This window comes from Stenotrophomonas sp. AR029, from assembly GCF_047520695.2.
Lineage (GTDB): Bacteria > Pseudomonadota > Gammaproteobacteria > Xanthomonadales > Xanthomonadaceae > Stenotrophomonas > Stenotrophomonas sepilia.
On sequence record NZ_JAXBQQ020000003.1, the window covers coordinates 253,378 to 279,270 of the forward strand.

General features: G+C 67.3%; 22 protein-coding genes. 15 read left to right on the forward strand and 7 right to left on the reverse strand.

The annotated features are described in order from the left end of the window. Positions 1 to 2 precede the first annotated feature (2 nt). Positions 3 to 2,495: a putative peptide modification system cyclase gene (locus ACM0PB_RS13400; protein ID WP_414604821.1), complete on the forward strand. Its 2,493-nt coding sequence runs from the start codon at positions 3 to 5 to the stop codon at positions 2,493 to 2,495. A 7-nt stretch (positions 2,496 to 2,502) separates the two neighbouring features. Here the strand turns inward: ACM0PB_RS13400 and ACM0PB_RS13405 are convergent, their stop codons facing one another. After that, a complete protein-coding gene (locus ACM0PB_RS13405; RefSeq protein WP_005420725.1) occupies positions 2,503 to 2,799 on the reverse strand; it encodes an NHLP-related RiPP peptide in 297 nt (98 codons plus the stop codon). Positions 2,800 to 2,937: 138 nt separating this feature from the next. On the opposite strand from ACM0PB_RS13405, the gene ACM0PB_RS13410 reads away from it, so the two are divergent. Next, positions 2,938 to 4,104, forward strand: coding sequence for a putative peptide maturation dehydrogenase (locus ACM0PB_RS13410; protein WP_069138098.1), 1,167 nt, complete (start codon positions 2,938 to 2,940; stop codon positions 4,102 to 4,104). Between the two features lie 19 nt (positions 4,105 to 4,123). Here ACM0PB_RS13410 and ACM0PB_RS13415 read toward each other — a convergent pair whose 3' ends face one another. The 3 genes from ACM0PB_RS13415 to ACM0PB_RS13425 are packed head-to-tail and all read right to left on the reverse strand — an operon-like array spanning position 4,124 to position 8,917. Beyond that, a complete protein-coding gene (locus ACM0PB_RS13415) occupies positions 4,124 to 6,106 on the reverse strand; it encodes an acetyl/propionyl/methylcrotonyl-CoA carboxylase subunit alpha (RefSeq protein WP_414604822.1) in 1,983 nt (660 codons plus the stop codon). A 26-nt stretch (positions 6,107 to 6,132) separates the two neighbouring features. Further along, the gene (locus ACM0PB_RS13420) at positions 6,133 to 7,743 is read right to left on the reverse strand and encodes a carboxyl transferase domain-containing protein (RefSeq protein ID WP_111174940.1); all 1,611 of its coding nucleotides are present in this window, start codon (positions 7,741 to 7,743) and stop codon (positions 6,133 to 6,135) included. Positions 7,744 to 7,753: 10 nt separating this feature from the next. Next, a complete protein-coding gene (locus tag ACM0PB_RS13425; protein ID WP_053499282.1) occupies positions 7,754 to 8,917 on the reverse strand; it encodes an isovaleryl-CoA dehydrogenase in 1,164 nt (387 codons plus the stop codon). A 158-nt stretch (positions 8,918 to 9,075) separates the two neighbouring features. Here ACM0PB_RS13425 and ACM0PB_RS13430 point away from each other — a divergent pair, with 158 nt between their 5' ends. From ACM0PB_RS13430 to ACM0PB_RS13440, 3 genes are all read left to right on the forward strand, one after another. Beyond that, positions 9,076 to 9,693, forward strand: a complete 618-nt coding sequence (locus tag ACM0PB_RS13430) for a TetR/AcrR family transcriptional regulator (protein ID WP_005420712.1) — start codon at positions 9,076 to 9,078, stop codon at positions 9,691 to 9,693. A 195-nt stretch (positions 9,694 to 9,888) separates the two neighbouring features. Further along, positions 9,889 to 10,407: a c-type cytochrome gene (locus ACM0PB_RS13435; protein ID WP_065178404.1), complete on the forward strand. Its 519-nt coding sequence runs from the start codon at positions 9,889 to 9,891 to the stop codon at positions 10,405 to 10,407. Positions 10,408 to 10,580: 173 nt separating this feature from the next. Next, positions 10,581 to 12,026: an ExeM/NucH family extracellular endonuclease gene (locus tag ACM0PB_RS13440; RefSeq protein ID WP_065178405.1), complete on the forward strand. Its 1,446-nt coding sequence runs from the start codon at positions 10,581 to 10,583 to the stop codon at positions 12,024 to 12,026. Positions 12,027 to 12,144: 118 nt separating this feature from the next. Here the strand turns inward: ACM0PB_RS13440 and ACM0PB_RS13445 are convergent, their stop codons facing one another. Continuing rightward, complete coding sequence (locus tag ACM0PB_RS13445) at positions 12,145 to 13,002, reverse strand: EamA family transporter (RefSeq protein WP_065178406.1); 858 nt, start codon at positions 13,000 to 13,002, stop codon at positions 12,145 to 12,147. Between the two features lie 43 nt (positions 13,003 to 13,045). On the opposite strand from ACM0PB_RS13445, the gene ACM0PB_RS13450 reads away from it, so the two are divergent. The 4 genes from ACM0PB_RS13450 (at position 13,046) to ACM0PB_RS13465 (ending at position 19,020) form a co-directional block, all read left to right on the forward strand. Then, the gene (locus ACM0PB_RS13450) at positions 13,046 to 13,717 is read left to right on the forward strand and encodes an alpha/beta hydrolase (protein ID WP_065178407.1); all 672 of its coding nucleotides are present in this window, start codon (positions 13,046 to 13,048) and stop codon (positions 13,715 to 13,717) included. Then, entirely contained in the window at positions 13,714 to 14,814 is a 1,101-nt protein-coding gene (zapE, locus tag ACM0PB_RS13455; protein WP_065178408.1) for a cell division protein ZapE, read from the forward strand. Before ACM0PB_RS13450 ends, zapE begins: the two co-directional genes overlap by 4 nt. A 636-nt stretch (positions 14,815 to 15,450) precedes the next feature. Continuing rightward, positions 15,451 to 17,853, forward strand: coding sequence for a ribonucleoside-diphosphate reductase subunit alpha (locus ACM0PB_RS13460; RefSeq protein ID WP_053499270.1), 2,403 nt, complete (start codon positions 15,451 to 15,453; stop codon positions 17,851 to 17,853). A 147-nt stretch (positions 17,854 to 18,000) separates the two neighbouring features. Beyond that, positions 18,001 to 19,020 (forward strand): ribonucleotide-diphosphate reductase subunit beta, encoded by a 1,020-nt coding sequence (locus ACM0PB_RS13465; protein ID WP_005420683.1) that lies wholly within the window; start codon positions 18,001 to 18,003, stop codon positions 19,018 to 19,020. Positions 19,021 to 19,122: 102 nt separating this feature from the next. Here the strand turns inward: ACM0PB_RS13465 and ACM0PB_RS13470 are convergent, their stop codons facing one another. Continuing rightward, positions 19,123 to 19,758, reverse strand: a complete 636-nt coding sequence (locus ACM0PB_RS13470) for a LysE family translocator (RefSeq protein ID WP_065178409.1) — start codon at positions 19,756 to 19,758, stop codon at positions 19,123 to 19,125. Positions 19,759 to 19,848: 90 nt separating this feature from the next. Here ACM0PB_RS13470 and ACM0PB_RS13475 point away from each other — a divergent pair, with 90 nt between their 5' ends. The 5 genes from ACM0PB_RS13475 to ACM0PB_RS13495 all read left to right on the forward strand — a co-directional run bounded on the left by ACM0PB_RS13475 (position 19,849) and on the right by ACM0PB_RS13495 (position 23,910). Then, the gene (locus tag ACM0PB_RS13475) at positions 19,849 to 20,250 is read left to right on the forward strand and encodes an acyl-CoA thioesterase (protein WP_414603797.1); all 402 of its coding nucleotides are present in this window, start codon (positions 19,849 to 19,851) and stop codon (positions 20,248 to 20,250) included. A 43-nt stretch (positions 20,251 to 20,293) separates the two neighbouring features. Continuing rightward, on the forward strand, positions 20,294 to 21,100 hold the full coding sequence (locus ACM0PB_RS13480) for an NAD-dependent protein deacetylase (protein ID WP_065178410.1): 807 nt from the start codon (positions 20,294 to 20,296) through the stop codon (positions 21,098 to 21,100). Between the two features lie 159 nt (positions 21,101 to 21,259). Continuing rightward, a complete protein-coding gene (locus tag ACM0PB_RS13485) occupies positions 21,260 to 22,360 on the forward strand; it encodes an NADH:flavin oxidoreductase/NADH oxidase (protein ID WP_081280882.1) in 1,101 nt (366 codons plus the stop codon). Positions 22,361 to 22,553: 193 nt separating this feature from the next. After that, positions 22,554 to 23,054, forward strand: a complete 501-nt coding sequence (locus tag ACM0PB_RS13490; protein ID WP_065178411.1) for a hypothetical protein — start codon at positions 22,554 to 22,556, stop codon at positions 23,052 to 23,054. 100 nt (positions 23,055 to 23,154) lie between these two features. Then, positions 23,155 to 23,910: a hypothetical protein gene (locus tag ACM0PB_RS13495; RefSeq protein WP_139726611.1), complete on the forward strand. Its 756-nt coding sequence runs from the start codon at positions 23,155 to 23,157 to the stop codon at positions 23,908 to 23,910. 26 nt (positions 23,911 to 23,936) lie between these two features. Here the strand turns inward: ACM0PB_RS13495 and ACM0PB_RS13500 are convergent, their stop codons facing one another. Next, positions 23,937 to 24,848, reverse strand: coding sequence for a LysR family transcriptional regulator (locus tag ACM0PB_RS13500; protein WP_069138218.1), 912 nt, complete (start codon positions 24,846 to 24,848; stop codon positions 23,937 to 23,939). 114 nt (positions 24,849 to 24,962) lie between these two features. On the opposite strand from ACM0PB_RS13500, the gene purU reads away from it, so the two are divergent. Beyond that, a complete protein-coding gene (gene purU, locus ACM0PB_RS13505; RefSeq protein WP_164230165.1) occupies positions 24,963 to 25,814 on the forward strand; it encodes a formyltetrahydrofolate deformylase in 852 nt (283 codons plus the stop codon). Positions 25,815 to 25,893: the final 79 nt, after the last annotated feature.

The following is a 25,893-nucleotide window of genomic DNA, read 5'->3' on the forward strand; positions in this document are numbered from 1 at the left end:
CGATGAATGGCGACAACGGAACGTCAGCCCCGCATAGCCCACAGCTACGCGCCCTGCTGTTCACTGATCTGTGTGATTCGCTGCAGCTGGTCGAGCGGATCGGCGACGTGGCGGCGGCGAGCCTGTTCCAGGAACACGACCGCCTGGTGCTGGTGCTGCAGCACCGCTGGAATGGCCAGCTGATCGATCGTTCGGACGGCCTGTTCATGCTGTTCGAGCGCGCCATCGATGCCCTGGGCTTCGCCCTGGACTACCAGCGCGAACTGCATGCGCTGGGCCAGCAGCGTGCGATTGAACTGCGCGCGCGTGCCGGCCTGCATGTGGGTGACGTGCTGACCTGGGAAAACAGTGCAGAGGCGGTCCGCGCCGGCGCCAAGTCGATGGAAGTGGAAGGCTTGGCCAAGCCGATGGCGGCGCGCCTGATGATGCTGGCGCGGCCCGGCCAGATCCTGTTGTCGGCGGTAGCCGAATCGCTGACCCGCCGTGCCACCGATGCGTTGGGCGAGCGCGGCACGCGCCTGTTGTGGAAGTCGCACGGGCGCTGGCGCTTCAAGGGCGTGCCGGTGGTACAGGAAGTGATCGAAGTGGGCGAGATCGGCTCCGCACCGCTGCGCATGCCGCGTGCCAATGCCAAGGCCCGCCGCGACCTGCCGTTGTGGCGGCAGCCGCTGGTGCTGGCCGCCGAAGGCCTGGTGCTGGCGGTGGCGGTGCTCGGCGGCTGGCTGCTGCTGCGGCCGGAACCGGCGATCGCGTTCGCCGAGCGCGACTGGGTGGTGCTCGGTGATGTCGACAACCTCACCGGCGACCCGATCTTCGACGACTCGATGCGGCACGCGATCCGGATCGCGCTGGAGCAATCGCGCTACGTGAACGTGCTGTCGGAGGGCAAGATCCGCGAAAGCCTGGAAATGGCGCGGCTCTCGGGCGATACCCGGCTCAGCCGCGATACCGCGGCCAACGTGGCGGTGCGGGAAGGCGCGCGCGCCGTGCTGCTGCCGACGGTGCGGCAGAAGGTCGGTGGCTACGAGCTGGCCATCGATGTCGCCGCACCCGGCAGCGGCCAGGTGATCCAGACGTTCACCGCCACCGTGGATCGATCCGACCAGATGGTGTTCGCGGTGGACGACGTGGTCGGGCGCCTGCGTCGCGGACTGGGCGAATCGGTGGCGAGCCTGGAACAGTCGTTGCCGCTGCCGCGGGCATCGACCCAGGATCTGCGCGCACTGCGTGCATTCGCACTGGCGGAAAGTGCACTGGGCCAGCGGCGCTTTGAGGAGGCGCGCAACCTGTACCAGGCGGCGATCGATATCGATCCCGGTTTCGCCCTGGCCTACATGGGCGTGGCCAAACTGCATGCGCGCGTCGAGGAAGGGCGGCGAGCACGCGAAGCCATGCAGCATGCGCTGGACCTGCAGGATCGGCTGCCGCCACGCGAGCGGCTGTACCTGAAGGCCTGGACGGCCGAGCTGGAGCCGGGTGGCTGGGCGCTGGAGCAATGGCGCACGCTGGCCAAGGTCTATCCGGATTCGTTCGCGGGGCTGTCCAACACGTCCTGGTACCTGCTGCAGGCCAACCAGTTCAGCGAGGCCGAGCCCTATGCGCGTGCGGCCGCAGTGCCGCAGGATCCGCTGCGGCTGTATCCGCTGGTCCACCTGGTGCGGATACAGATCGCTGCCAACCAACCGCAGCTTGCTGCCGAAACACTGGCACAGGCGCAGATCCTGCGCGGCCGTGATGACGCCGATGAGACCGGCGTGGATGTGCTGGTGGCGCAGGGGCAGTACGCCAAGGCCGCGAAGCTGTTGCCGCAGATCCATGCCAGCGATGCCCTGCAGCAGCGGATGAAGCTGCGTGCGCAGCTGCTGCTGGCGGCCGCGCAGCGCGACTGCCCGGCGATGCAGCGGGCGATACGTGAAGATGCAGCGGCGCCGACGCTGGTCGATCTTCAGGTGCAGCAGCGCCTGCAGCACGCCAGCGTGGCGGCGTTGTGCCCGGGCGCTGACCGTGTCGAGCTGCAGGCGATCGCGGCGCTGCTGCAGCCGATGCTGCAGGAGCGTGATGATCCCATGCTGCATGCCCGTGGCCTACAGTGGCTGGCGCTGGTCCACCTGGCGCAGCGGCAGGGCCAGCTCGAACTGGCCAGGCGCTGGCTGGACGAGCAGCGGCCCCTGCTGCGCAGCCTGCGCAGTCCGGTCGCGGACCGCTGGCTGCGCATCGTCAGCGCCATGGATGAGCTGCAGATGCAGCGCCCCGAGGCTGCCCGCGCCCTGATCGAGCCGATGCTGGATGGCAGCGAGCCGGTGCAGGCGCGCGTCGTGCTGCTGCTCGCGCTGCGTGCGCAGGGCGATGAAGCCGCCGTGCGCCGCCAGCAGGCCTGGCTGGCCCAGCATCGCGGCCAGGCCATTGCCGAGGTCACCGCCCTGCAGGTGTGGCAACCGCTGAACGTGTATGACGTCTCCACGTGGGCTACGTCGGCCACGGCCGGCGCGCCCTGATGGCGGGTCAGCCGTCGATGCGCTCGCCGACCTTGCCGGCTTCGAAGCAGAACACCACGGTCATGGCCGCCACCGACCCGGACAGGTGGGCCTGCAGCCCGTCACGCACCTGGCTCAGCTCTTCGACCGAGGCCAGGGTGCCGATCTTCATGCAGTCGTTCTCGCCAACGGCACCGTCCAGCCCGATCGAGGCCAGCGCCTTGGCTGGCGACGCGGTGAAGTGGCTGCGGAAGTCGTCATTGCCGATCAGGTGGTCAAGCAGGAGGCTGGCGTCTGCGGCGGAAAGGCGGGGATGGGTGCTCATGGGGATCGTCCGTAAGTGGAGTTTCTCGTATCGGCCGCGACAGCCTGCCATTGAGGGCCGCGCTGTGCACATCGCTAAAGTTGGCCGCGCCGCGGTCGTTGCTGCTATGCCGGTTGTGCGGCAGAAGGAAGGAAACCGATGCGCCTGCGCCGCTGCGCCAGCCTGATGTTCGAGCCCCGCGAGGCGGTCACCCTGGACCTGCGCGCGATGCTGGCCGGCCACGCCGAGATGGACAGCCAGATCAGCTGGGTGGCGCTGGCCGCGCATCTGGACCAGCCACTGCCGGTGGACGCCGAGGAGCGCCAGCTGCTGGGCGAGCTCAGCGCGCACCGCTGGAGCGAACCGCCCGCCGATGCTTCCCCGGCGATGCTGGCCCGCCTGGTCGAGCAGGGCCTGCTGCTGACCGACCCGCCGAGCGAGGTGGGGCACCAGCTGCGCGACGAGGCGCTGCGGCGCAGCCAGTGGTGGCCGCTGGCTGCACTGGCCCATCGCCATGCACGCTGGCAGGCCGTGGACAGCGTGGAGGACATGCGCCGGCAGGGGTTGGACACCGCTGCCGGCCTGCGCCAGCGCCTCGGGCCGCCGCCGCCGGTGGTGCAGCCCATGCAGGGCGACTACCAGCCGCTGCCGCGCAGCGAAGAGGCCGCGTTCGACGCACTGCTGGCGCGCCGCACCACCTGCCGCAATTTCGACCCGCAGCGCGCGCTGCCGCTGCCGTTGCTGGCCCAGGTGCTGCAGCGCACGCTGATGGCGCACGCGGTGCAGAAGGTCGAGCGCGATACCGAGTTCCTGAAGAAGAACGTGCCTTCCGGTGGCGGCCTGCATCCTACCGAAGGCTTCCTGCTGGTGCAGAACGTGGAAGGACTGGCACCGGGCCTGTACCACTACCACCCGGTGCAGCACGCCGTGCTGCCGCTGCCCTCGCCACCGCCGCAGGCACTGCCGGCGCTGGCGCGGCGGATGCTGTCCGGGCAGGCGTGGTTCGCCGATGCGCCGGCGATGCTGGTGCTGGCGCCGCGCTATGACCGCTGCTTCTGGAAGTACCGCAACCACGCCAAGGCGCATCGTGCGGTGACGCTGGATGTCGGCCACATCTCGCAGCTGCTGTACCTGTGCGCGACCGAGCGCGGGCTGGCGGCGTTCGTGACAGCGGCCATCAACGATGCCGATGTCGATCGTGCCTTCGGCTTCGATGGCATCGGTCAGAGCGCGATGGCCATCTGCGGCCTGGGCTGGCGCAGTGCCACGCTGGACACGGCCGAATTCGATCCCGCAGGTCGGGTGACGGCGGGCGACGACCGCTGAGCGACCGTCGCCCCGGCGTTCACGCCGCTTCGAAGTCCACCAGCACCGCGCCGTCGCTGACCTGGTCACCGGCCTTGGCGCGGTAGCCCTTCACCGTGCCGTCGGCCGGCGCCTGCAGGGTGTGCTCCATCTTCATCGCTTCCAGCACCACCAGCGGCGTGCCGCGCTTGACCTCGGTACCGGCGGCGACCAGCGTGGCCACGATCTTCCCGGGCATCGGTGCCAGCAGGCTGCCGGCATCGGCCACGGCGTGGTCCGATTCGCTCACCGGATCATGCAGGGTGAAACGGTGCTGGCCGTCGGTGCCGAACAGGTACAGCTGGTCACCGTCGCGCAGCAGCTGCAGCGACCCGCGGCGGTCGCCCAGCTGTACCGCCAGCCCCCGCACATCGGCTGTGCCGATCACCTGCACGGGTGCTGCGTCATCGCACTGCACGCGCCAGCCATCGGTCTGCGCCCACACCTTCAGCGTGTGCCGGCGTTCACCCTGCTGCAGCGGAAGCACGCGCGGCGCGGGCGCGCCAAGGCGCCAGCCATCCTGCACCTGCCACGGCGAATGCGGGTCGCGCGCGTCGCTGGCTGCACCTGCAGTAGTGGTCACGGCGGCCACCGCCGCCAGCAGCCACAGCGCATCATCGCTGTCACCCACCCGGCCCAATGCGGCCTGCTCGCGCTCGATCAGCGCGGTATCCAGCTTGGCGTGGGTAAACGAATCGGTGTTCACCAGGCGGCGCAGGAAACCGGCATTGGTGGTCACGCCCACCACCTGGCAGTCGGCCAGGGCCTGGCTCATGCGGCGCAGCGCGGCGTCGCGGTCCACGTCCCAGACGATCAGCTTGGCAATCATCGGATCGTAGTACGGCGTGATGCTATCGCCTTCCTCGACACCGGTATCCACGCGCACATGAGTCGACGGCGACGGCAGGCGCAGGCGGCGCAGGAGGCCGGTGGACGGCAGGAAACCACGGTCGGCGTCTTCGGCATACAGCCGCGCCTCGATGGCATGACCATGAATCGCCAGCTGATCCTGGCGCAGCGGCAGCGGCTGGCCCGAGGCCACGCGCAGCTGCCACTCCACCAGGTCGGTGCCGGTGATGTACTCGGTGACCGGATGCTCGACCTGCAGGCGGGTGTTCATTTCCATGAAGTAGAAATCGCCGTCCGGGCCGGCGATGAATTCCACCGTGCCGGCACCGACGTAGCCCACCGCGCGCGCGGCATCGACCGCGGCCTTGCCCATCGCAGCACGACGTTCGGGGCTCATGCCCGGGGCGGGCGCCTCTTCCAGCACCTTCTGGTGGCGGCGCTGCACCGAGCAGTCGCGCTCGAACAGGTAGACCGCCTCACCGTAGCTGTCGCCGAACACCTGGATCTCAATATGGCGCGGGCGCTCGACGTACTTCTCGACCAGCACATGGTCGTTGCCAAAGGCCGAGGCGGCCTCGCGCTGGCAGCTGGCCAGTGCATCGACGAAGTCCTCGCTGCGTTCGACCTTGCGCATGCCCTTGCCACCGCCACCGGCGCTGGCCTTGATCAGCACCGGGTAGCCGATGGCATCGGCCTGCGCGCGCAGGAAGTCCGGCGCCTGCTGGTCGCCGTGGTAGCCCGGGGTCAGCGGCACACCGGCCTTGGCCATCAATGCCTTGGCGGCGCTCTTGTCACCCATCGCGCGGATGGCGCTGGCCGGCGGCCCGATGAAGGTGATGCCGGCGGCAGCGCAGGCATCGGCGAAGTCGGCGTTTTCGGACAGGAAGCCGTAGCCGGGGTGGATCGCCTGCGCGCCGGTCAGGCGTGCGGCCTCGAGCAGGGCATCGCCGCGCAGGTAGCTCTCGCGCGCGGCAGCCGGGCCGATGTGGATGGCTTCGTCGGCCAGGCGCACATGGCGCGCGTTGCGGTCGGCATCGGAATACACCGCCACGGTGGCGATGCCGAGGTGGCGGCAGGTGGCGATGACGCGGCAGGCGATTTCGCCGCGGTTGGCGATCAGGACTTTGGTGAACATGGCAACAGGCTCGGTCATGGCACGGGTTACATGCGGAACACGCCGAAGCGCGTCTGCTGCGGGGCGGCGTTGAGGCTGGCCGACAGCGCCAGCGCCAGCACCCGGCGGGTGTCGGCCGGATCGATCACGCCGTCGTCCCACAGGCGCGCGCTGGCGTAGTACGGGTGGCCCTGCTGCTCGAACTGGTCGCGGATCGGTGCCTTGAACGCGTCTTCCTCCGCTGCCGGCCACTGGCCACCCTTGGCCTCGATGCCATCGCGCTTGACCGTGGCCAGCACGCTGGCGGCCTGTTCGCCACCCATCACGCCGATGCGCGCGTTCGGCCACATCCACAGGAAGTTCGGCGAATAGGCGCGGCCGCACATGCCGTAGTTGCCGGCACCGAACGAGCCACCGATCACCACGGTGAACTTGGGTACCCTGGCGCAGGCCACCGCCATCACCAGCTTGGCCCCGTCCTTGGCGATACCACCCTGTTCGTACTTGCGACCCACCATGAAGCCGGTGATGTTCTGCAGGAACACCAGCGGGATATTGCGCTGGGTGCATAGCTCGATGAAGTGCGCGCCCTTCAGTGCCGACTCGGAGAACAGGATGCCGTTGTTGGCGATGATGCCGATCGGGTAGCCGTTCAGATGGGCGAAGCCGGTGACCAGCGTTGCGCCGTAGCGCGGCTTGAATTCGTCGAAGCGTGAGCCATCGACCAGCCGCGCGATCACTTCGCGTACGTCGTAGGGCTTGCGCGTATCGGCCGGGATCACCCCGTACAGTTCGTGTGCCGGCAGCAGCGGTTCCTCGGGCGCCTGCACCGCCATGGCCGGTTCCGGCTTGCGCCAGTTGAGCTGGGCGATGATCGCGCGCACCCGTGCCAGTGCCTGCAGGTCGTTGTCGGCCATGTGGTCAGCCACGCCGGAGATGCGCGTGTGCACATCGGCACCACCCAGTTCCTCGGCCGTCACCACTTCGCCGGTGGCCGCCTTCACCAGCGGCGGGCCGCCGAGGAAGATCGTGCCCTGCTCGCGCACGATCACAGTCTCGTCGCTCATCGCTGGCACATAGGCACCACCAGCGGTGCAGCTGCCCATCACGCAGGCGATCTGCGGAATGCCCTGTGCCGACAGGTTGGCCTGGTTGTAGAAGATGCGGCCGAAATGGTCGCGGTCGGGAAAGACTTCGTCCTGCAGCGGCAGGAACGCGCCACCGGAATCGACCAGGTAGATGCAGGGCAGGTGGTTCTGCTCGGCGATCTCCTGCGCGCGCAGGTGCTTCTTCACCGTCATCGGGTAATAGGTGCCGCCCTTGACCGTGGCGTCGTTGGCCACGATCACGCATTCCACGCCGCTCACCCGGCCGATTCCGGCCACTACGCCAGCGGCCGGCACGGCGTCTTCGTACATGCCGTGCGCGGCCAGCGGCGCGATTTCCAGGAACGCGCTGCCCGGGTCGAGCAGGGCGTCGATGCGGTCGCGCACCAGCAGCTTGCCGCGCGCGGTGTGCTTGGCGCGTGCGGCTTCGCTGCCACCCAGCGCGGTGCGGGCGAGGGTGGCATGCAGGTCGTCGACCACGGCCTGCATGGCCGCGCGGTTGCTTTCAAACGTTTCGCTGCCCGGTTGCAGCTGGGTGCTCAATACGGTCATCGCAGTGGCCTTACAGGGTGCGCTGGAACAGTTCGCGGCCGATCAGCATGCGGCGGATCTCGGACGTGCCGGCGCCGATCTCATACAGCTTGGCATCGCGCCACAAGCGGCCGGTCGGGTATTCGTTGATGTAGCCGTTGCCGCCCAGGATCTGGATCGCCTGGCCGGTCAGCCAGGTGGCCTTCTCGGCGGCGTACAGGATGGCACCGGCGGCGTCCTGGCGGGTGGTGCGGCCCTGGTCGCAGGCACGTGCCACGGCATAGACATACGCGCGGCAGGCACCCAGGCCCACGTACATGTCGGCGATCTTGGCCTGGATCAGCTGGAAGCTGCCGATCGGCTCGCCGAACTGGTGGCGCTCGTGCACGTACGGCATCACCACGTCCATCGCCGCAGCCATCAGGCCCAGCGGGCCACCGGACAGCACCACGCGCTCGTAGTCCAGGCCGGACATCAGCACGCGCACGCCACCGCCAACCTGGCCCAGCACGTTCTCTTCAGGAATCTCGCAATCCTGGAACACCAGCTCGCAGGTGGGCGAAGAACGCATGCCCAGCTTGTCCAGCTTCTGCGCGGTGGAGAAGCCCTTCATGCCCTTCTCGACCAGGAACGCGGTGATGCCCTTGGCGCCGGCCTCCATGTCGGTCTTGGCGTAGACCACCAGCACGTCGGCATCCGGGCCGTTGGTGATCCACATCTTGTTGCCGTTGAGCACGTAGCGGTCGCCGCGCTTGTCCGCACGCAGCTTCATCGACACCACGTCCGAACCGGCGCCCGGTTCGCTCATCGCCAGCGCGCCCACCTTGGCGCCGCTGCACAGGTCGGGCAGGAAGCGCTGCTTCTGTTCCTCGTTGCCGTTCTTGCGCAGCTGGTTCACGCACAGATTGGAATGCGCGCCATAGGACAGGCCGATGCCGCCGGACGCGCGCGAGATCTCTTCCATCGCCACCACGTGGGCCAGGTAACCCATGCCGGTGCCGCCGTATGCTTCTTCCACGGTGAGGCCCAGCAGCCCCTGTTCGCCCAGCTTCGGCCACAGCGCCAGCGGGAACTGGTTGCTGGCATCGGCCTCGGCGGCCAGCGGAGCGACCTCGGCGGCGGCAAAATGGGCCACGCTCTGGCGCAGCAGGTCGATGTCTTCGCCAAGATCGAAGTTCAGGGATGGCACGTGCATTGTGGTGGCTCCACGGCGGGATGGCAGGAATGGACGCACCCGGCGGGGGAGTGGGGGGCGGTCTGCAGGACCGCCACCCACACGGGCGATGGCCCCAGCGTAGCGGGGTTCGGGTAAGAAGTGAATACGAATTCAAAAATTGAAACTAGAATCAGAACATGGCTTATAAACGCTCTGCATTGATGGAAGAACGCCTGGCGGGCGCCCGTGAACGGATCCTGCTGGCCACCCGCGAGCTGGTCGCCACGGGCGGCTGGCGCAATGCTCCGGTGACGGCCGTGGCGACCCAGGCCGGGGTGTCCACCGGCCTGATCTATCGCCACTTCCCGTCCAAGGCAGAGCTGTTCGTGGAAGTCCTCAATGCCGCCGTCGCCCACGAGGTCGCGATCATGGAGCGCATCGCCAGTGGCCCGGAGGCGGCCAGCGAGCGGCTGCGGCTGGCGATCACCGCCTTCGTCCGCCGTGCCCTGGCCGGGCCGGGGCTGGCGCACGCCTTCATCGTTGAACCGGTCGACCCGGACGTGGAAGCCGAGCGCATGCGCGGCCGTCGCGCCTTCGGCGACGTGTTCCTGCGACTGGTGGAGGAGGGCGTAGCGGCCGGCGAGCTGCCGGTGCAGGACGCGCATGTGGCCGCCGCGTGCCTGGTCGGTGCCTTCACCGAAGCGATGGTCGGCCCGACCGCGCCCAGCCGCGAAGCGCACCGCGACGAAGACGCGCTGGTGGATGCGATCTGCAGCTTCTGCCTGCGCGCGATCGGCGCCCCGGCAATCCGGTAGCGCCGGCCGCTGGCCGGCTTCTGTTGCTGGGGTCAGATCCCTTTTGCGGCGCAAAAGGGATCTGACCCCAGCCCCGGCATGCTGCGCCGCATCAGCAGTGACGCCTGTTGTCGCACGCAAAGTGCGTTCTATACTCGGCCCATCACGCAGTCGCTCAGCCGTGGTCCAACGACTATCAGCCAGGGGTAACGAAGAGTGCGGAATTACGATCTGGAGTTCCTGAAACGCTTCTCCATGGTGATCGCGCTGCTGGCGACCATCACCCTCGGCCTCATTCTCCTTGCCGCCTACATCCACACCCGGATTCCGCCCGAGGTGTCGCCGACCGCGGCCAAACGCACCGAACAGCGCATCTCGCCCACCGGCGCGGTCTATGCCGGCAGTACCGGCGCTGCCGCGCAGGCCGCCGCCAAGGCCGCCGCGCTGGCCAAGGCCGCGTCGCAGGTGGCCTACGGCGGCACCAAGGATGGCAAGGTGATCTTCGACAACCTGTGCACCGCCTGCCACACCACCGGCGTGGGCATGGCACCGACGCTGGACCATTCGCACTGGGACAAGCGCATCGCGCAGGGCAAGGACACGCTCTACAAGCACGCCATCGAGGGCTATACCGGCCCCGACGGCGGCATCATGCCCCCCAGGGGCGGCAACCCGGCCCTGACGGAAGAACAGATCCACGCCACCGTGGACTGGATGCTGGCCAATCTGAAGTAAGCGGTAGTGCCGGCCGCTGGCCGGCAACCACACATCGCACGAAGGTCATGAGGTTGCCGGCCAGCGGCCGGCACGACCCAGGCTTTGCCCACCAAGGTCAAAACCCCGCTCGCAGGCGGGGTTTCGCATTTCAGGGTTAGTCTGTGCGCCCTCGTCCCAGGAATCGCCCGTCGATGCGCCGCTGCTCCCTCGCCCTTGCCCTGTCCCTGCTGCTGCCGGCCGGCGCCATCGCCCAGGCCCAGCCGCAGGCCACGCCGGTCGCGACGCCGCCCGCTGCGCGCAGCAGCGCCAGCGTGGTGCTGACCGCCGCGCCAGCCGACTGGCGCGCGCTGGATGGACAGCGCGTGCGCATCGCCGCACCGCTCACCCTGGCCGGCACCGATGGCCTGGAGCGCTTCGGCCAGCTCACCGTGGCCTTCGATGGCCGCCTCTGGCAGCCGACCGAAGTGGCCGCGCCGGGTACGGCCGGCTATGAGCAGGTGATGGCCGACAACCAGCGTCGTCGCCTGGTGCTGGACGATGGCAGCGATGCCCGCGATCCGGCCAGCGTGGCCTACCTGCCGGGCAACCCGGTGCTGCGCACTGGCATGCAGCTGCGCAATGTGGAGGGCATCGTGCGCGTGGACGCGCAGGGCCGTCCGCGCCTGCAGGTCGAGGGTGCGCTGAAACTGCCGGAACTCAAGCGCCCCGCAGTGCCGACCGTGCCGGGTAGCCTGCACGTGGCCGCCTTCAACCTGGAGAACTTCTTCAACGGTGATGGCCAGGGCGGCGGCTTCCCGACCCTGCGCGGCGCCCGCACGCTGGACGAGCACAAAGCGCAGGTGGCCAAGCTGGTCGCCACGGTCAACGCGCTGGGCGCCGACGTCGCCGCGCTGATGGAGCTGGAGAACGACGGCTACGGACCGCAGTCGGCCATCGCCGAACTGGTCGATGCGCTCAACCGTGACCGCGGCGCGCAGGGCGACTGGCGCTTCGTCGATGCCGGCAACGGCCCCGGCGACAACCCGATCCGGGTCGGCATCATCTACCGCAGCTCACGCCTGCAGCCGGTCGGCACGCCGGCCACGTTGACCGGCGGCCCGTTCGTCGAGCACAGCCGCGTGCCGCTGGCGCAGGCCTTCCAGGGCAAGCAGGGCGCGCCGTTCGTGGTGGTGGCCAATCACTTCAAGTCGAAGGGCTGCCGCGACGCAAGCGGCGCCGACGCCGACCGCAACGACAACCAGGGTTGCTGGAACGCCACCCGCGTGACCTCGGCGCAGCAGCTGCATGCCTGGCTGCAGACGGATCCGACCGGTACCGGTACAAAGGACGCGGTACTGCTCGGCGATTTCAACGCCTACGCGATGGAAGACCCGATCCGCACCCTGCACGACCTGGGCTGGCAGGACGCGTTCAAGGTCGTCAAGGTCGAGCATCCCTACAGCTACGTCTACAACGGCTACACCGGCCGCCTTGACCACGCGTTGCTCAGCCCGGGCATGGCCAAGCGCCTGCGCGGTGCCGCCGAATGGCACAGCAACGCCGACGAGCAGGACGCCAGCGGTTACCAGGGCCGCAACGTGCAGGGCCCGTGGCGCAGCTCCGACCACGACCCGCTGCTGCTGGGTTTCGACAAATAACCCTCAACGCCGGGGTCGGAGCCCATTCCGTGGGAATGGGATCCGACCCCGGGGCAATGGTCGCGTCAGGGGTCGGATCCCATTCCCACGGAATGGGATCTGACCCCGATGCACATGCTCACCCCCAGGCGATCAAGCCGATCGCCAGCACCGCCAGCGCCAAACCGGCACGGTTCCACTTCGTGGTGGCCTCGCCGAAGACGAACACGCCCACCAGTGCACCCAGCACCACCACGCCGATGTTCATGCCGGCGAACACGGTGGCCGGGTTGTCCGGCATCGACTGGTGCGCATGCACATAGAACAGGATGTTGCTGCCATTGAGCAGGCCCAGCAGCGCACCCGCGCCGAGGTTGCGCCAGGCCAGCTGGCTGCGGCCACTGACATGCCGCCACAGCTGCAGGGCCAGCATCAGCACGAAGGCCACGCTGAAGCTGGCCAGCACCGCCGCCATCGACGGCGTGCCCGACAGCGCCACCTGCTTGAGCAGCACGTCCACCACCGCAAACCCGCCCCATACGCCCAGCAGCCAGCCCCAGCCGCCGGGCGAGGACGCCACCGCCGGGCCGCGCGGGCGCAGGCTGATCGCCACCATGGCGACCAGGCCCAGCGCCAGGCCGACCAGCTTCCACGGCGTCGCGCTCTGGCCGAAGAACAGGAAGGCGGCAGCCAGTGACAGCAGCAGCGACAGGCGCTGCGCCACATCGCTGCGCACGATGCCGGCCACCGCCACTGCGCGGCCCAGCACCAGGAAGATCGAGGGCAGCACCACCGCCAGCGCCAGCAATGACAGCCACGGCGCATGCGGCGCGCGCAGCGCATCCAGCGGCGGCTGCAGCACCACCGCGGTGAGCGTTGCCGCCACCAGATAGTTCCAGGTGACCATCTGCGCAACATCCAGTTGGCGGCGTCCGGCCACCTTCAACAACACCGAGACCAGCACGCTGCAGATCACGGCCAAAGACAGGTAGAGCATGGGGCGGGCACAGGGCAGGGGCGGGGGACGGTATCATGGTGCCATGCACAAGCCCTCGTTCCCCGTCGCCCCCGGCGAAACCGCCTGTCTCCAACTGGATGGCCCGGCCGGCCCGCTGGAAGTGGTCGTCGACCTGCCCAAGGCCGATGTGCCGGTGCAGCCGATCGTGGCCATTGTCTGCCATCCGCTGTCCACCGAAGGCGGCACCCTGCACAACAAGGTGGTCACCATGACCGCCACCACCCTGCGCGAGCTGGGCATCGCCACGGTGCGCTTCAACTTCCGCAGCGTCGGCGCTTCGGCCGGTACCTTCGATGGCGGCGTGGGCGAGCAGGATGACCTGAAGGCCGTCGCCGCCTGGGTACGCAGCCAGCGCCCGGACGACCGCCTATGGCTGGCCGGTTTCAGCTTCGGTTCGTTCGTTTCGCTGAAGGCGGCTGCCGCGCTGCAGCCGGAAGCGCTGATCTCGATCGCGCCGCCGGCTGGTCGCTGGGATTTCGACGGTATCGCACCGCCGGCCCGCTGGCTGGTGATCCAGGGCGAGCAGGACGAGATCGTCGACCCGCAGGCCGTCTACCAGTGGCTGGACACGCTGGACTTCCCGCATGAGCTGGTGCGCATGCCCGAGACCAGCCACTTCTTCCACCGCAAGCTGATCGACCTGCGCGGCGCGCTGACCCACGGCGTGAAGCATTGGCTGGGCGCGGCGGCATGAGTGCAACCGAGTTGACCCCGTCGCAGCGGTACGCGGAAGGGGTCGCCCGTGGTGACTGGCAGGACGACCCGGCCCAGCATGCAGCGCTGGCCGAGCTGGACCGCATCCACCTGGGACTGCTGGACAGTGCCGAGGACGGCTGGCTGGACCGCCTGTCCTCGTTCTGGAAGAAGCCCGAGCCGGTCAAGGGCCTGTACTTCTGGGGCGGCGTCGGCCGCGGCAAGACCTTCCTGGTCGACCTGTTCTACGACGGGCTGCCGATCAAGCAGAAGTACCGCACGCATTTCCATCGCTTCATGCGCAGCGTCCACGAGCGTCTGCGCGAGCACCAGGGGCAGAGCGACCCGCTGGCGAAGATCGCCCAGGAGTGGCGCAGCAACCTGCGCGTGCTGGTGCTGGACGAGTTCTTCGTCACCGACATCGGTGATGCGATGCTGCTTGCGCGGCTGCTGGAGCGCCTGTTCGCCGAGGGCGTGACCCTGGTCACCACCTCCAACACCGCAGTTGAGAACCTGTACCTCAACGGCCTGCAGCGCGAGAGCTTCCTGCCGGCCATCGGCCTGTTGCAGCGCTTCTGCGTGGAGCTGTACGCAGAAGGCACCGAGGACTACCGGATGCGCGCGCTGACTCGCTCGCCGGTGTACCGCGCACCGTTGGCCGCAGACAGCGACGACTGGCTGGCCACGCGCTGGAGCGAACTGAGCGGCGGCCAACCGGCCAGGCCCGGCAACATCGAGATCGAGGGCCGCAAGATTCCGGTCCGCGGCCGCGGCAAGAGCATCGCCTGGTTCGATTTCGCCGCGCTGTGCGAGGGCCCGCGCGGGCCCTCGGACTACATCGAGATCGCGCACGAGTTCAACACGGTACTGCTGGGCGGCATTCCGGCCTTTGATCGCCTGAACGAGGATGCCGCGCGCCGCTTCGTCAACCTGATCGACGAGTTGTACGACCGCCACGTCAACCTGGTCTGCACCGCCAGCACCTCGCCGGTCGAGCTGTACACCGGCCAGCGCCTGCAGGGCGCGTTCGAGCGCACCGCCTCGCGCCTGATCGAGATGCAGAGCGCCGAGTACCTGGGCACCCCGCACCGGGCGTGAGGGGTTCCGCGCGAATGCAATGCCGGCCAGCGGCCGGCACGACCACCCTGGGATTCCGGTAGTGCCGGCCGCTGGCCGGCAATGATCGGGGGATAGGGCGCAACGGCGTTTCCCTGCGGCCGCTCCTCCGGCCCGGCCGACATGTTCAGCCTCGCGTCGCTGCCCGGCGGGTGATCCCGGCATCCACCGGATTCCCACCGGCTGCCCACGCTCTATCCACAGGGTTGTCCCTAGCCAGTTTCATCACTGTCATGTGAAGCTGTCATTGTTCCGTTTCCGCGGTGCGTTGTGCCACCGCAGTGACGCCTTTCGGGCTTGACTGCGCAGCCCGTTCCGGCAGGTCTGAAGCGTCTGATCCGGGCGCCGTCGGCACGATCCTTGCGGCGCAAGGGATTGCCGAATTTCACTACATTTGGCGTTGACGGACCCCACTACCCCCACTATCTTGTGGCCGTCGGTCGCAGCAACCCCAGGTCTGGGGGTTGGCAGCAGCACCCATCCGCGATCGTCAACGGCAGTGGCAGGCGCAGGGTCTCATCCCCTGCGACGCCGTCCTGCCATCCTGGGCCGTCATGTCCCGGGCTGCGTCACCCCGATGCATCGAGCACCCCCAATCACGCCAAGAGGACATACGCCGTGAGCACCGAATCCAGCGCCACCATCGAGAAGGAAAGCGAGTTCCTGTTGACGTCGCCGCCGACGGCCAACGCGATGAGTGTGACCAAGCGCAACGGGACCACCGAGCTGGTGGACCTGAACAAGATCGTGCGCGCGGTGCAGCGTTCCTCCGAAGGCCTGCACGCCGTCGATCCGATGCGCGTGGCCACCCGCACCATTTCCGGCCTGTACAACGGCGCCACCACCCGCGAGCTGGACGAACTGTCCATCCGCACCGCCGCCCTGCTGATCGGTGAAGAGCCCGAGTACGGCCGCCTCGCTGCGCGCCTGCTGGCCAACTACATCGCCAAGGAAGTCTCGGGCCAGGAAATCTACGCCTTCTCGCAGTCGGTCAGCCGCGGTCATGAAGTCGGCCTGATCAACGACCGCCTGCTGAACTTCGTGCAGACCAATGCACGCAAGCTCAACGACGCCATCGACGGCGCGCTGGACCTGAACTTCGATTACTTCGGCCTGCGTACCCTGTACGACCGTTACCTGCTGCGCCATCCGCACACCCGCAAGGTGATCGAGACCCCGCAGCAGTTCTTCCTGCGCATCGCCAGCGCGCTGAGCGAGGACGTGTCCGAGACCCTGGCGCTGTACAAGCGCATGGGCAATCTGGACTACCTGCCGTCCAGCCCGACCCTGTTCAACTCCGGCACCACCCACGAGCAGCTGTCCTCGTGCTTCCTGCTGGACTCGCCGCAGGACTCGCTGGAGTCGATCTATGCCAAGTACGGCGACATCGCCCAGCTGTCGAAGTTCTCCGGCGGCATCGGCGTCAGCTACACCCGCGTGCGTTCGCGCGGTTCGCTGATCAAGTCGACCAACGGCCACTCCAACGGCATCGTGCCGTGGCTGAAGACCATGGATTCGTCCGTGGCCGCGGTGAACCAGGGCGGCAAGCGCAAGGGCGCAGCCTGCGTGTACCTGGAAACCTGGCACGCCGACATCGAGGACTTCCTCGAACTGCGTGACAACACCGGTGACGAAGCCCGCCGTGCGCACAACCTGAACCTGGCCAACTGGGTGCCGGACCTGTTCATGAAGCGCGTCGAGGCCGACCAGGAATGGTCGCTGTTCGATCCGCGCGTCGTGCCGGAGTTCACCGACCTGTTTGGCGAAGCCTTCGAGGCTGCCTACCTGCAGGCCGAAGCCCAGGGCAAGGCCAACCGCACCATCTCCGCGCGCAAGCTGTACGCCCGCATGATGCGTACGCTGGCTGAGACCGGCAACGGCTGGATGACCTTCAAGGACAAGTGCAACCGCGCCAGCAACCAGACCCTGCGTCCGGGCAACGTGATCCACCTGTCCAACCTGTGCACCGAAATCCTGGAAGTCACTTCCAACGATGAAACCGCAGTGTGCAACCTGGGTTCGATCAACCTGGGCAATCACTTCGACGAGCACAACGAGTTCGACTTCGAGAAGCTGGCCGAGACCGTGCGCCTGGCCGTGCGCCAGCTCGACCGCGTCATCGACCTGAACTTCTACCCGATCGAAACCGCCCGCCGCGCCAACCTGCGCTGGCGTCCGGTCGGCCTGGGCTGCATGGGCCTGCAGGATGTGTTCTTCCGCAAGCGCCTGCCGTTCGACAGCGCCGAAGCCCGCGCGCTGTCGAAGAAGATCGCCGAAGCGATCTACTTCCACGCGCTGGAAACCTCCTGCGAGCTGGCCCAGGAACGCGGCAAGCACCCGTCGTTCAACGACACCCGTGCCGCCAGCGGCGAACTGCAGTTCGACGCCTGGAACGTGGTGCCGGAAGACACTGCGCGCTGGGACGCCCTGCGTGAGCGCATCAAGGAACACGGCCTGCGCAACTCGCTGATGATCGCGATCGCGCCGACCGCGACCATCGCCTCGATCGCCGGCTGCTACGAGTGCGTCGAGCCGCAGGTGTCCAACCTGTTCAAGCGCGAGACCCTGTCCGGTGACTTCCTGCAGGTCAACCGCTACCTGGTCAACGAGCTGAAGAAGCTGGGGCTGTGGACGCCGGAAATGCGCGATGCCATCAAGCTGGCCGAAGGCTCGATCGCCGGCGTGGCGCAGATCCCGGAAACGCTGCGCGAGGTCTACCGCACCGCGTGGGAACTGCCGATGCGTTCGCTGATCGACATGGCCGCCGAGCGTGGCGCCTTCATCGACCAGTCGGCCTCGCTCAACCTGTTCATGGAAAGCCCGAACATCGGCGCGATGTCCTCCATGTACATGTACGCCTGGAAGCAGGGCATCAAGACCACCTACTACCTGCGTTCGCGCCCGGCCACCAAGATCGCCAAGACGACGGTGAGTGCCGCCGCACCGGCCAAGGTGTTCAGCCCGGACGAAGCCATCGCCTGCTCGCTGGAAAACCCGGAAGCCTGCGAGGCCTGCCAGTAACACGCCGCGCGGTGGGTGCCGACCGTTGGTCGGCACTCGAACACCTCGCACCTGTAGAGCCGAGCCATGCTCGGCTGCAGCACGGAAACACCAAGGTAGCGCCGGGCCATGCCCGGCGTTTTGACCCGAGAATTCAAGGGAACACCCATGGCCGACAAGCCCAAGCAGATGCTGCTCGATCCCGGTTTTGAACTGACCCTGCGCCCGATGCGCTACCCGCAGTTCTATGACATGTACCGGAATGCGATCAAGAACACCTGGACGGTGGAAGAGATCAACTTCCAGATCGACATCACCGACCTGCACAGCAAGATGTCGCCGGGCGAGCGCCACCTGATCCACCGCCTGGTCGCGTTCTTCGCCACCGGCGACTCGATCGTGTCCAACAACCTGGTGCTGAACCTGTACCAGCACCTCAATGCGCCGGAAGCGCGCATGTACCTGTCGCGCCAGTTGTATGAAGAAGCGCTGCACGTGCAGTTCTACCTGACCCTGCTCGACAACTACCTGCCGGACCCGGAAGAGCGCGCCAAGGCGTTCTCGGCGGTGGAGAACATCGACTCGATCAAGAAGAAGGCCGATTTCTGCTTCAAGTGGATCGACTCGATCCAGGACCTGACCCGCATCGAGACCCGCGAACAGCGCCGCCAGTTCCTGCTCAACCAGATCTGCTTCGCTGCCTGCATCGAAGGCCTGTTCTTCTTCGCTGCGTTCGCCTACGTGTACTACTTCCGTTCGCGCGGCCTGCTGCCAGGCCTGGCCTCGGGCACCAACTGGGTGTTCCGCGACGAAAGCGCGCACATGGAGTTCGCCTTCGAGTCGGTGCGCGTGGTGCGTGAGGAAGAGCCGGACCTGTTCGACGATGAAATGAAGCAGCAGGTCTACGACATGCTGGCCGAAGCCATCGAATGCGAAGTGCAGTTCGCCGAGGACGTACTGTCCGGTGGCGTGGCTGGCATTTCCACCCGCGACATGCGCCAGTACCTGCAGCACTGCGCCGACCAGCACTTTGCCAAGCTGGGCATGGAAAAGAAGTACAACGTGCGCAACCCGCTGCCGTTCATGGAACTGCAGGACGTGCAGGAACTGACCAACTTCTTCGAACGCCGCGTCTCGGCCTACCAGGTCGGCGTGCAGGGCGAAGTCGCCTTCGACATGAACTTCTGATCGAACCGGTCAGGCCTGTCGCAACGAAAGACCCCGGCCAATGCCGGGGTTTTTTGTTGCGCGCCTGGCTTTTGTAGAGTCGAGCATGGCTCGACTCTACGATCAGCGCCGCCCTTCCACCGCCATGCGCACCGCCAACCCGGCCAGCACCGTGCCCATCAGCCAGCGCTGCACCCTCTGCCAGGTGGGGCGCGCGGCCAGGAAGCCGGCGATGCTGCCGGCGGTCAGCGCGATCAGGCCGTTCACGCTGACGCTGACCAGGATCTGGGTGCAGCCCAACACGATCGACTGCATCAGCACACTGCCTTCGCTGTCCGGATGCAGGAACTGCGGCAGCAGCGACAGGTACATCACCGCCACTTTCGGGTTCAGCAGATTGGTCAGCAAGCCCATCGTGAACAGTCTGCGCGGGCTGTCCTGCGGCAGCTCGCGCACCGCGAACGGCGAACGGCCGCCGGGCTTCAGCGCCTGCCACGCCAGGTAGAGCAGGTACAGCGCGCCACCGATGCGCAGCGCCTCATAGGCGAACGGCACGGTCATCAGCAGGGCGGTGATGCCCAGCGCCGCGCACAGCATGTAGAACACGAAGCCCAGCGCCACCCCGGCCAGCGAGATCAGCCCGGCGAGCGGCCCTTGGCAGATCGAGCGCGAGATGACGTAGATCATGTTCGGCCCGGGCGTGAGCACCATGGCCAGGGAAACCAGCGCGAAGGCCAGCAGGTCGGAAAGTGCGGGCATGGGCGGTCCTGGCAGTGGGCGTGGCGCAGTGTAGCGCCGCCTGCACGGGGCCTGGCTTAAAATTGACGGACCCCACACCGAAGCACCCCCATGACCCCGATCCTCGAGACTGTGCCGCCCACTGAAGTGCGCATGGCCGAAATCGTCTTCCCCAACCACACCAACCACCTCGGCACCCTGTTCGGTGGCCAGGCATTGGCGTGGATGGACAAGGCCGCCTTCCTGGCTGCCGCCCGCTATTCGCGACGCACCGTGGTGACCGCGCGCAGCGACCAGGTCGACTTCAAGCTGCCGATCCGCATCGGCCAGATGGTGGAAACCATCGGCCGCATCGTCGAAGTCGGGCGCAGCTCGATGAAGGTCGAGGTCGAACTGGTCGCCGAGGACCTGCACAGCGGTGAGCGCAAGCTGTGTACCCGCGGCCACTTCGTGATGATCGCGCTGGACGAGGACGGCCACCCGATCGCGGTGCCGCCGCTGCCGGCCGCCTGAGCCGGCGCTTGCACGGGCGCTGCGGCGCCCCCATCTGGCAGCCATGACCTCGCCGCTGACCGACTTCATCGACCGCGCCCAGCGCCTGTTCGTGCTGACCGGCGCCGGTTGCAGCACCGCCTCGGGCATCCCCGATTACCGCGATACCGACGGCCAGTGGAAGCGCACGCCGCCGGTGACCTACCAGGCGTTCATGGGCGAAGCGGGTACCCGCCAGCGCTACTGGGCACGCAGCCTGCTGGGCTGGCCGCGCTTCGGCCTGGCCCGGCCCAACGGCACCCACCAGGCCTTGGCCACCCTGGAAGCGCGCGGCACGCTGCAGGTGCTGCTGACCCAGAACGTGGACGGCCTGCACCAGCGCGCCGGCAGCCACAAGGTGATCGACCTGCATGGCCGCCTGGACCGGGTGCGCTGCATGGGCTGTGAGCGCCGCAGTGGCCGCGAGGATTTCCAGCAGCGGCTGCTGGACGCCAATCCGGGCTGGGATGCGCTGGAGGCCGGTATCGCGCCCGATGGCGATGCCGATCTGGAGACCGATTTCTCCACGTTCGTGGTGCCCGATTGCCCTTACTGCGGCGGCCTGCTGAAGCCGGATGTGGTGTTCTTCGGCGAGAACGTGCCGCGTGAACGGGTGGCGGCGGTGCACGATCACCTCCAGCAGGCCGACGCCGTGCTGGTGGTAGGCTCGTCGCTGATGGTCTATTCCGGCTTCCGCTTCGTGCAGGCGGCGGCGAAGGCAGGAGTGCCGGTGGCGGCGCTGAACCGCGGCCGCACCCGAGCCGACGACCTGCTGTTGTTCAAGGATGAGCGGGACTGCGCTGAAGCGCTGGCCGCCTGGGCTTCGCGCTGAGCCGAGCATGGGCTCGGCTCTACAAGGGGCGAGGGCTTCTGTAGGGCCGAGCGCACGCTCGGCTGCTGCAGGTCACGCGAAACAGCGATCCATCCAGATGGTTGATCCGCGAGCCGCGCAGCGGTGCAATACGCACCCCCTACGTCGTTCATCACCGTCTTGAGCCAGCTGTTCTCGCCGATTTCATTCGGCCCCCTCACCCTGTCCAACCGCATCGTCATCGCGCCGATGTGCCAGTACTCCGCCGAAGACGGTCGCGCCAGCGACTGGCACGCCATGCACCTGGGCAACCTGGCGCAGTCCGGCGCCGGCCTGCTGATCCTGGAAGCCACTGCGGTCGAGCCGCGCGGCCGCATCAGCTGGGCCGACCTGGGCTTGTGGGACGACGGCACCGAGGCCGCGCTGGCGCAGGTGCTGGCCAGCGTCCGCCGCTGGTCGCCGATGCCGCTGGGCATCCAGCTCGGCCACGCCGGTCGCAAGGCCTCGGTGAAGCGCCCGTGGGACGGCGGCGGCCAGCTGCCGGGCGATGATGCGCGTGGCTGGGCCACGGTGGCGCCGTCGCCGCTGCCGTTCCATGCCGCCGATCCGGCACCGCAGGAACTGGACGAGGCCGGCATCGCCGAGCTCATCGCCGCTTTCGCCGCCAGTGCGGTGCGCGCCGAGCGCCTGGGCTTCGAGCTGATCGAGCTGCATGCCGCGCACGGCTACCTGCTGCACCAGTTCCTGTCGCCGCTGAGCAACCACCGCACCGATGGCTATGGCGGCTCGCTGCCGAACCGCCTGCGCCTGCTGGTGGAGGTGTTCGACGCTGTGCGTGCGGCGGTATCGGACAAGATCGCCGTGGGCGTACGCATTTCCGCCAGCGACTGGGTCGATGGCGGCTGGGACCTGGTGCAGAGTGAAGCGCTGGCCCAGGTGCTGGACGCGCGCGGCTGCAATTTCCTGCATGTCTCCAGCGGTGGCCTGGACGAACGCCAGAAGATCACCGTCGGTCCCGGTTACCAGGTGCCGTTCGCCGCGGCGATCAAGACCAAGGTACGCATGCCGGTGATCGCGGTGGGCATGATCACCGAGCCCGAGCAAGCCGAATCGATCCTGCGCCATCGCCACGCCGATGCGGTAGCGCTGGCACGCGGCATCCTCTACGACCCGCGCTGGCCGTGGCACGCTGCTGCCGCATTGCGCGACAGCGTGGAGCCGGCGCCGCAGTACCTGCGCTGCGAGCCGCGCGATGCGCGCGGCGTGTTCAAGGCGCGCTGACGCAGTCTGCGAGCGCATTGTGACGCTTCAGGATGCAGGGGATCTGCGTGACGGCGAGTTGCGGCATAGCCTGTCGCAACGAACTAGGAATGATTGCGGATACTACTTTATGTGAATGACACCTCATTGCGCTGGGTGCGGACATTGCAACGTTGAGCTGCACACATGGGTGTGCAGCCAATGGAGAAACGCAATGAAACCCATGATGCTGATGGTTCTGCTCTCGGCTTTCTCACTGCCCCTATCAATGCCTGCCGTCGCAGGTGATGACGCCGCGAGTGTCACCGGGGCGGAGAATGTTTCGCTCATGCACGCCCCTGTGAACTCGCGGGGGCGGCTTGATCTTCACATGATCGAGCTCTCTCCCGAATCCCCACTGATGTTGCTTTCACCCCTTGCGCGCAAGCAGTTTGTCGATTCGCTGGTGTTTGGAGATCGCGGACTGGCCAGCTTCAGCTACGAGCCCATCGTCTCTGAACTGAGTGCAGGTGAAGCCTATCGGCTCCTGTCACTCTTCGGGGCACAGCGCGCAATTGTGCACATCCCGGGATTGCGGAAGGAGTCGGAAGCGGATCATGTGGTCGTGCGGTCGGCCAATCCAAACCCGGTATTCGAAGATTATCCGGGCTACGCCTGTTCAGGGCGTGCGACCTGTTCAACCTCCATGAGCAGCATCTGCATGTCGAGTTGCTGATCGCATGATTGGTCGCATGCTGCTTTGGTGTTTGCTGCTGCCCACAAGTACGTGGGCAGCAACTCCAGTAGACGCTCAACTGCGTGAAATGGACCGGGAGATGTTGGCCGCTGGCGCTTCAGACCGAGTCGAGAAGCTGGTGGATGCCTATTCGTCATGGGAGTCTTCCAGATCTTCAGGGGATGGTTGCGGCAGTTTGAGCGATCTGGAACTTGAGGCCGCGTTCCGCGCCAGCTTCTACATCTCAATGTACGTTGGAGACGAGAAATGGCTTGGCAAAGTGCGATGCATTCATGCAGAACTGGGGCGGAGAGGTATTGCCACAGAGACAACGCACCGGAAAATGCACGCGGTCCTGGTGCAGGTTCGACATTTTGCTGAGGCCAATGAGCTGCGTGAGAGGGCGTCATTGCGTGTAGATGAACTTCCCGAGATAGAGCGGAACGCACCCGACCAGCAGGGCGTTCTCCACCCTCTTTCGGGTGGGAAGCTGGAATGGCGGCGCTGGACGTACAGGGAGGGAATGGAGGTGGTCGTCTATGTCAGTCCGGCATGCGCTCCCTCGCGAAGCGCGATGCACGTGATCATGAACGAACCAGAATGGACATGGATTCGATCCAGCGTGCGCTTTGTCGTGCGTCGGTCTCCTGCGTGGCCGCAGCCGGGTGTCAGTGAGTGGAACAGAAGCAATCCCTCTCATCCCATGTTGCTCCAAGCGGGGCCCGAGGGCTGGAAAGAACTGGATGTCCATGAAACTCCGGTATTCCATGTCTTCAGGAATGGCCTGCGCCTGCGCACCCTGACAGGATGGGCAGAGGCCAGTGCTCACCTGATGCGCCTGAAGGAGAGTTTCTGACCGCGAAGGCCCTCCGCTCCTCCCCGTCACACCCGCCAGGCCGGCGCCATGCCGGCCTGCAGATGCTCGAACAGCGCGCGGATCTTGGCGGTGAAGTCGCGGCGGTCGCTGACGCAGAAATAGACCTCCATCGGCTCCGGGCGCCACGCCGTGTCGGCGCCGAACACCGCCTGCAGGCGGCCGTCGCGCAGGTAGGGCTCGGCCACGAACGCAGCCAATCGTGTGATGCCGGCACCGGCCGCCGCCAGCGACGCCAGCGCATCGATGTCATCGCAGACCATGCTCGGCGGCAGCGCGGCGTCCACGCGCTGGCCGTCCTTCAGCAGGCCCCAGCGCAGCGGCCGGCCATCGGTGGGGAAGCGATGCAGCAGCCCGCGATGGCTGCCCAGGTCCGAGGGTTCCTGCGGCGTGCCATGGGTCTTCAGGTAGGTTGGTGAGGCGCAGAACACGAATGGCACGCGCGCCAGCTGCCGTGCGACCACACCGTCCTCCAGCTGCGCGCCGATGCGGATGCTGGCATCCACCGCCTCTGGACCATGCTGCACGGCGCGGTCGGTCAGGCGCAGCTCCAGCTGCAGTTGCGGGTAGCGCTGCTGCAGTGACGGCAGCAACGGTGCCAGCACGTGGCGGCCGAAGGCGCTGCTGCTGGCGATGCGCAGGGGACCGGCCGGTTCGATATCACCGGCAGTCACCATCGCCTGCGCGCGCGCCAGGTCGCCCTCGATGTGGCGCACCTGCGCCAGGTACAGCGCGCCGGCCTCGCTGAGGGCCAGCTGGCGCGTACTCCGGTTCAGCAGCCGTACGCCCAGATGCGCTTCCAGTCGGTTGATGTTCTGGCCGACTGCGGTGGCGCTGATGCCAAGGATGCGGGCCGCGGCGGCAATGCTGCCGGTCTCTGCGGTGCGGGTGAAGCTGCGGATCAGTTGCAACAGGTTCATGACCGACCAGCTTGCCACGGTGATGGGCAAGTATCGCTTGGGACTGAACCAAGCGGTTCGGTTGCATCGGTGATCATCCGGCTGCTGGGCAGGAAGCTGCCCTACACTGTGGAGATGCGCCCCGATTCCATCCTCACCCTGTCCTGCCCCGACCGTACCGGTATCGTCTACCGAGTGTCCGGCCTGCTGTTCGACCACGGCTGCAACATCCTCGACGCCCAGCAGTTCGGCGACGAGGAAAGCGGCCGCTTCTTCCTGCGCGTGCATTTCGACCGCGATGCCAGCCTGCCGCTGGAGACCGTGCATGCCGCGATGGCCAAACTTGCCGAAGGCTTCGGCATGGACTGGCAGCTGCATGATGGGCGCCGCCGGGCACGCCTGCTGGTGCTGGTCAGCAAGCAGGGGCACTGCCTCAACGACCTGCTGTTCCGTGCCCACAGCGGCCAGCTGAAGGTCGATATCGCGGCGGTGGCGTCCAACCACGCCGACTTTGCGCCATTGGCCGCGTCCTACCAGGTACCGTTCCACCACCTGCCGGTGACCGCCGATACGCGTGCGGTGCAGGAGGAGCAGATCATCGACCTGGTCGAGCGTGAGCGCATCGACCTGGTGGTGCTGGCGCGCTACATGCAGATCCTGTCACCCACGCTGTGCCGCGCGCTGGCCGGCCGTGCGATCAACATCCATCACAGCTTCCTGCCCAGCTTCAAGGGCGCTCAGCCGTATCATCAGGCGCACGCGCGCGGGGTCAAGATCATCGGCGCCACCGCGCATTACGTCACCGAGGATCTGGACGAAGGCCCGATCATCGAACAGGACGTGGCCCGCGTGGACCACGCGATGGCGCCGCGCGAGCTGGTGCGGCTGGGCAGCGATACCGAATCGCTGGTGCTGGCGCGCGCGGTGCGCCGCCATGTGGAGCACCGCATCCTGCTCAACGGGCACCGCACGGTGGTGTTCCGGTAATCGCCCATCCCGCGTCCGCCGGGCATGGCCCGGCGCTACTACGGGTTCTATCCGGTAGTGCCGGCCGCTGGCCGGCAAC

Bases quoted from the DNA above. Each gene is read 5' to 3' on its own strand.
- ACM0PB_RS13400 (WP_414604821.1), top strand. From the start codon at position 3: ATGAATGGCGACAACGGAACGTCAGCCCCGCATAGCCCACAGCTACGC.
- ACM0PB_RS13425 (WP_053499282.1), bottom strand. From the start codon at position 8,917: ATGCACGTGCCATCCCTGAACTTCGATCTTGGCGAAGACATCGACCTG.
- ACM0PB_RS13440 (WP_065178405.1), top strand. From the start codon at position 10,581: ATGCGCCGCTGCTCCCTCGCCCTTGCCCTGTCCCTGCTGCTGCCGGCC.
- ACM0PB_RS13470 (WP_065178409.1), bottom strand. From the start codon at position 19,758: ATGCCCGCACTTTCCGACCTGCTGGCCTTCGCGCTGGTTTCCCTGGCC.
- ACM0PB_RS13475 (WP_414603797.1), top strand. From the start codon at position 19,849: ATGACCCCGATCCTCGAGACTGTGCCGCCCACTGAAGTGCGCATGGCC.
- zapE (WP_065178408.1), top strand. From the start codon at position 13,714: ATGAGTGCAACCGAGTTGACCCCGTCGCAGCGGTACGCGGAAGGGGTC.
- ACM0PB_RS13405 (WP_005420725.1), bottom strand. From the start codon at position 2,799: ATGAGCACCCATCCCCGCCTTTCCGCCGCAGACGCCAGCCTCCTGCTT.
- ACM0PB_RS13495 (WP_139726611.1), top strand. From the start codon at position 23,155: ATGTTGGCCGCTGGCGCTTCAGACCGAGTCGAGAAGCTGGTGGATGCC.
- ACM0PB_RS13465 (WP_005420683.1), top strand. From the start codon at position 18,001: ATGGCCGACAAGCCCAAGCAGATGCTGCTCGATCCCGGTTTTGAACTG.
- purU (WP_164230165.1), top strand. From the start codon at position 24,963: ATGCGCCCCGATTCCATCCTCACCCTGTCCTGCCCCGACCGTACCGGT.
- ACM0PB_RS13410 (WP_069138098.1), top strand. From the start codon at position 2,938: ATGCGCCTGCGCCGCTGCGCCAGCCTGATGTTCGAGCCCCGCGAGGCG.
- ACM0PB_RS13490 (WP_065178411.1), top strand. From the start codon at position 22,554: ATGAAACCCATGATGCTGATGGTTCTGCTCTCGGCTTTCTCACTGCCC.
- ACM0PB_RS13500 (WP_069138218.1), bottom strand. From the start codon at position 24,848: ATGAACCTGTTGCAACTGATCCGCAGCTTCACCCGCACCGCAGAGACC.
- ACM0PB_RS13420 (WP_111174940.1), bottom strand. From the start codon at position 7,743: ATGACCGTATTGAGCACCCAGCTGCAACCGGGCAGCGAAACGTTTGAA.
- ACM0PB_RS13450 (WP_065178407.1), top strand. From the start codon at position 13,046: ATGCACAAGCCCTCGTTCCCCGTCGCCCCCGGCGAAACCGCCTGTCTC.
- ACM0PB_RS13445 (WP_065178406.1), bottom strand. From the start codon at position 13,002: ATGCTCTACCTGTCTTTGGCCGTGATCTGCAGCGTGCTGGTCTCGGTG.
- ACM0PB_RS13430 (WP_005420712.1), top strand. From the start codon at position 9,076: ATGGCTTATAAACGCTCTGCATTGATGGAAGAACGCCTGGCGGGCGCC.
- ACM0PB_RS13415 (WP_414604822.1), bottom strand. From the start codon at position 6,106: ATGTTCACCAAAGTCCTGATCGCCAACCGCGGCGAAATCGCCTGCCGC.
- ACM0PB_RS13480 (WP_065178410.1), top strand. From the start codon at position 20,294: ATGACCTCGCCGCTGACCGACTTCATCGACCGCGCCCAGCGCCTGTTC.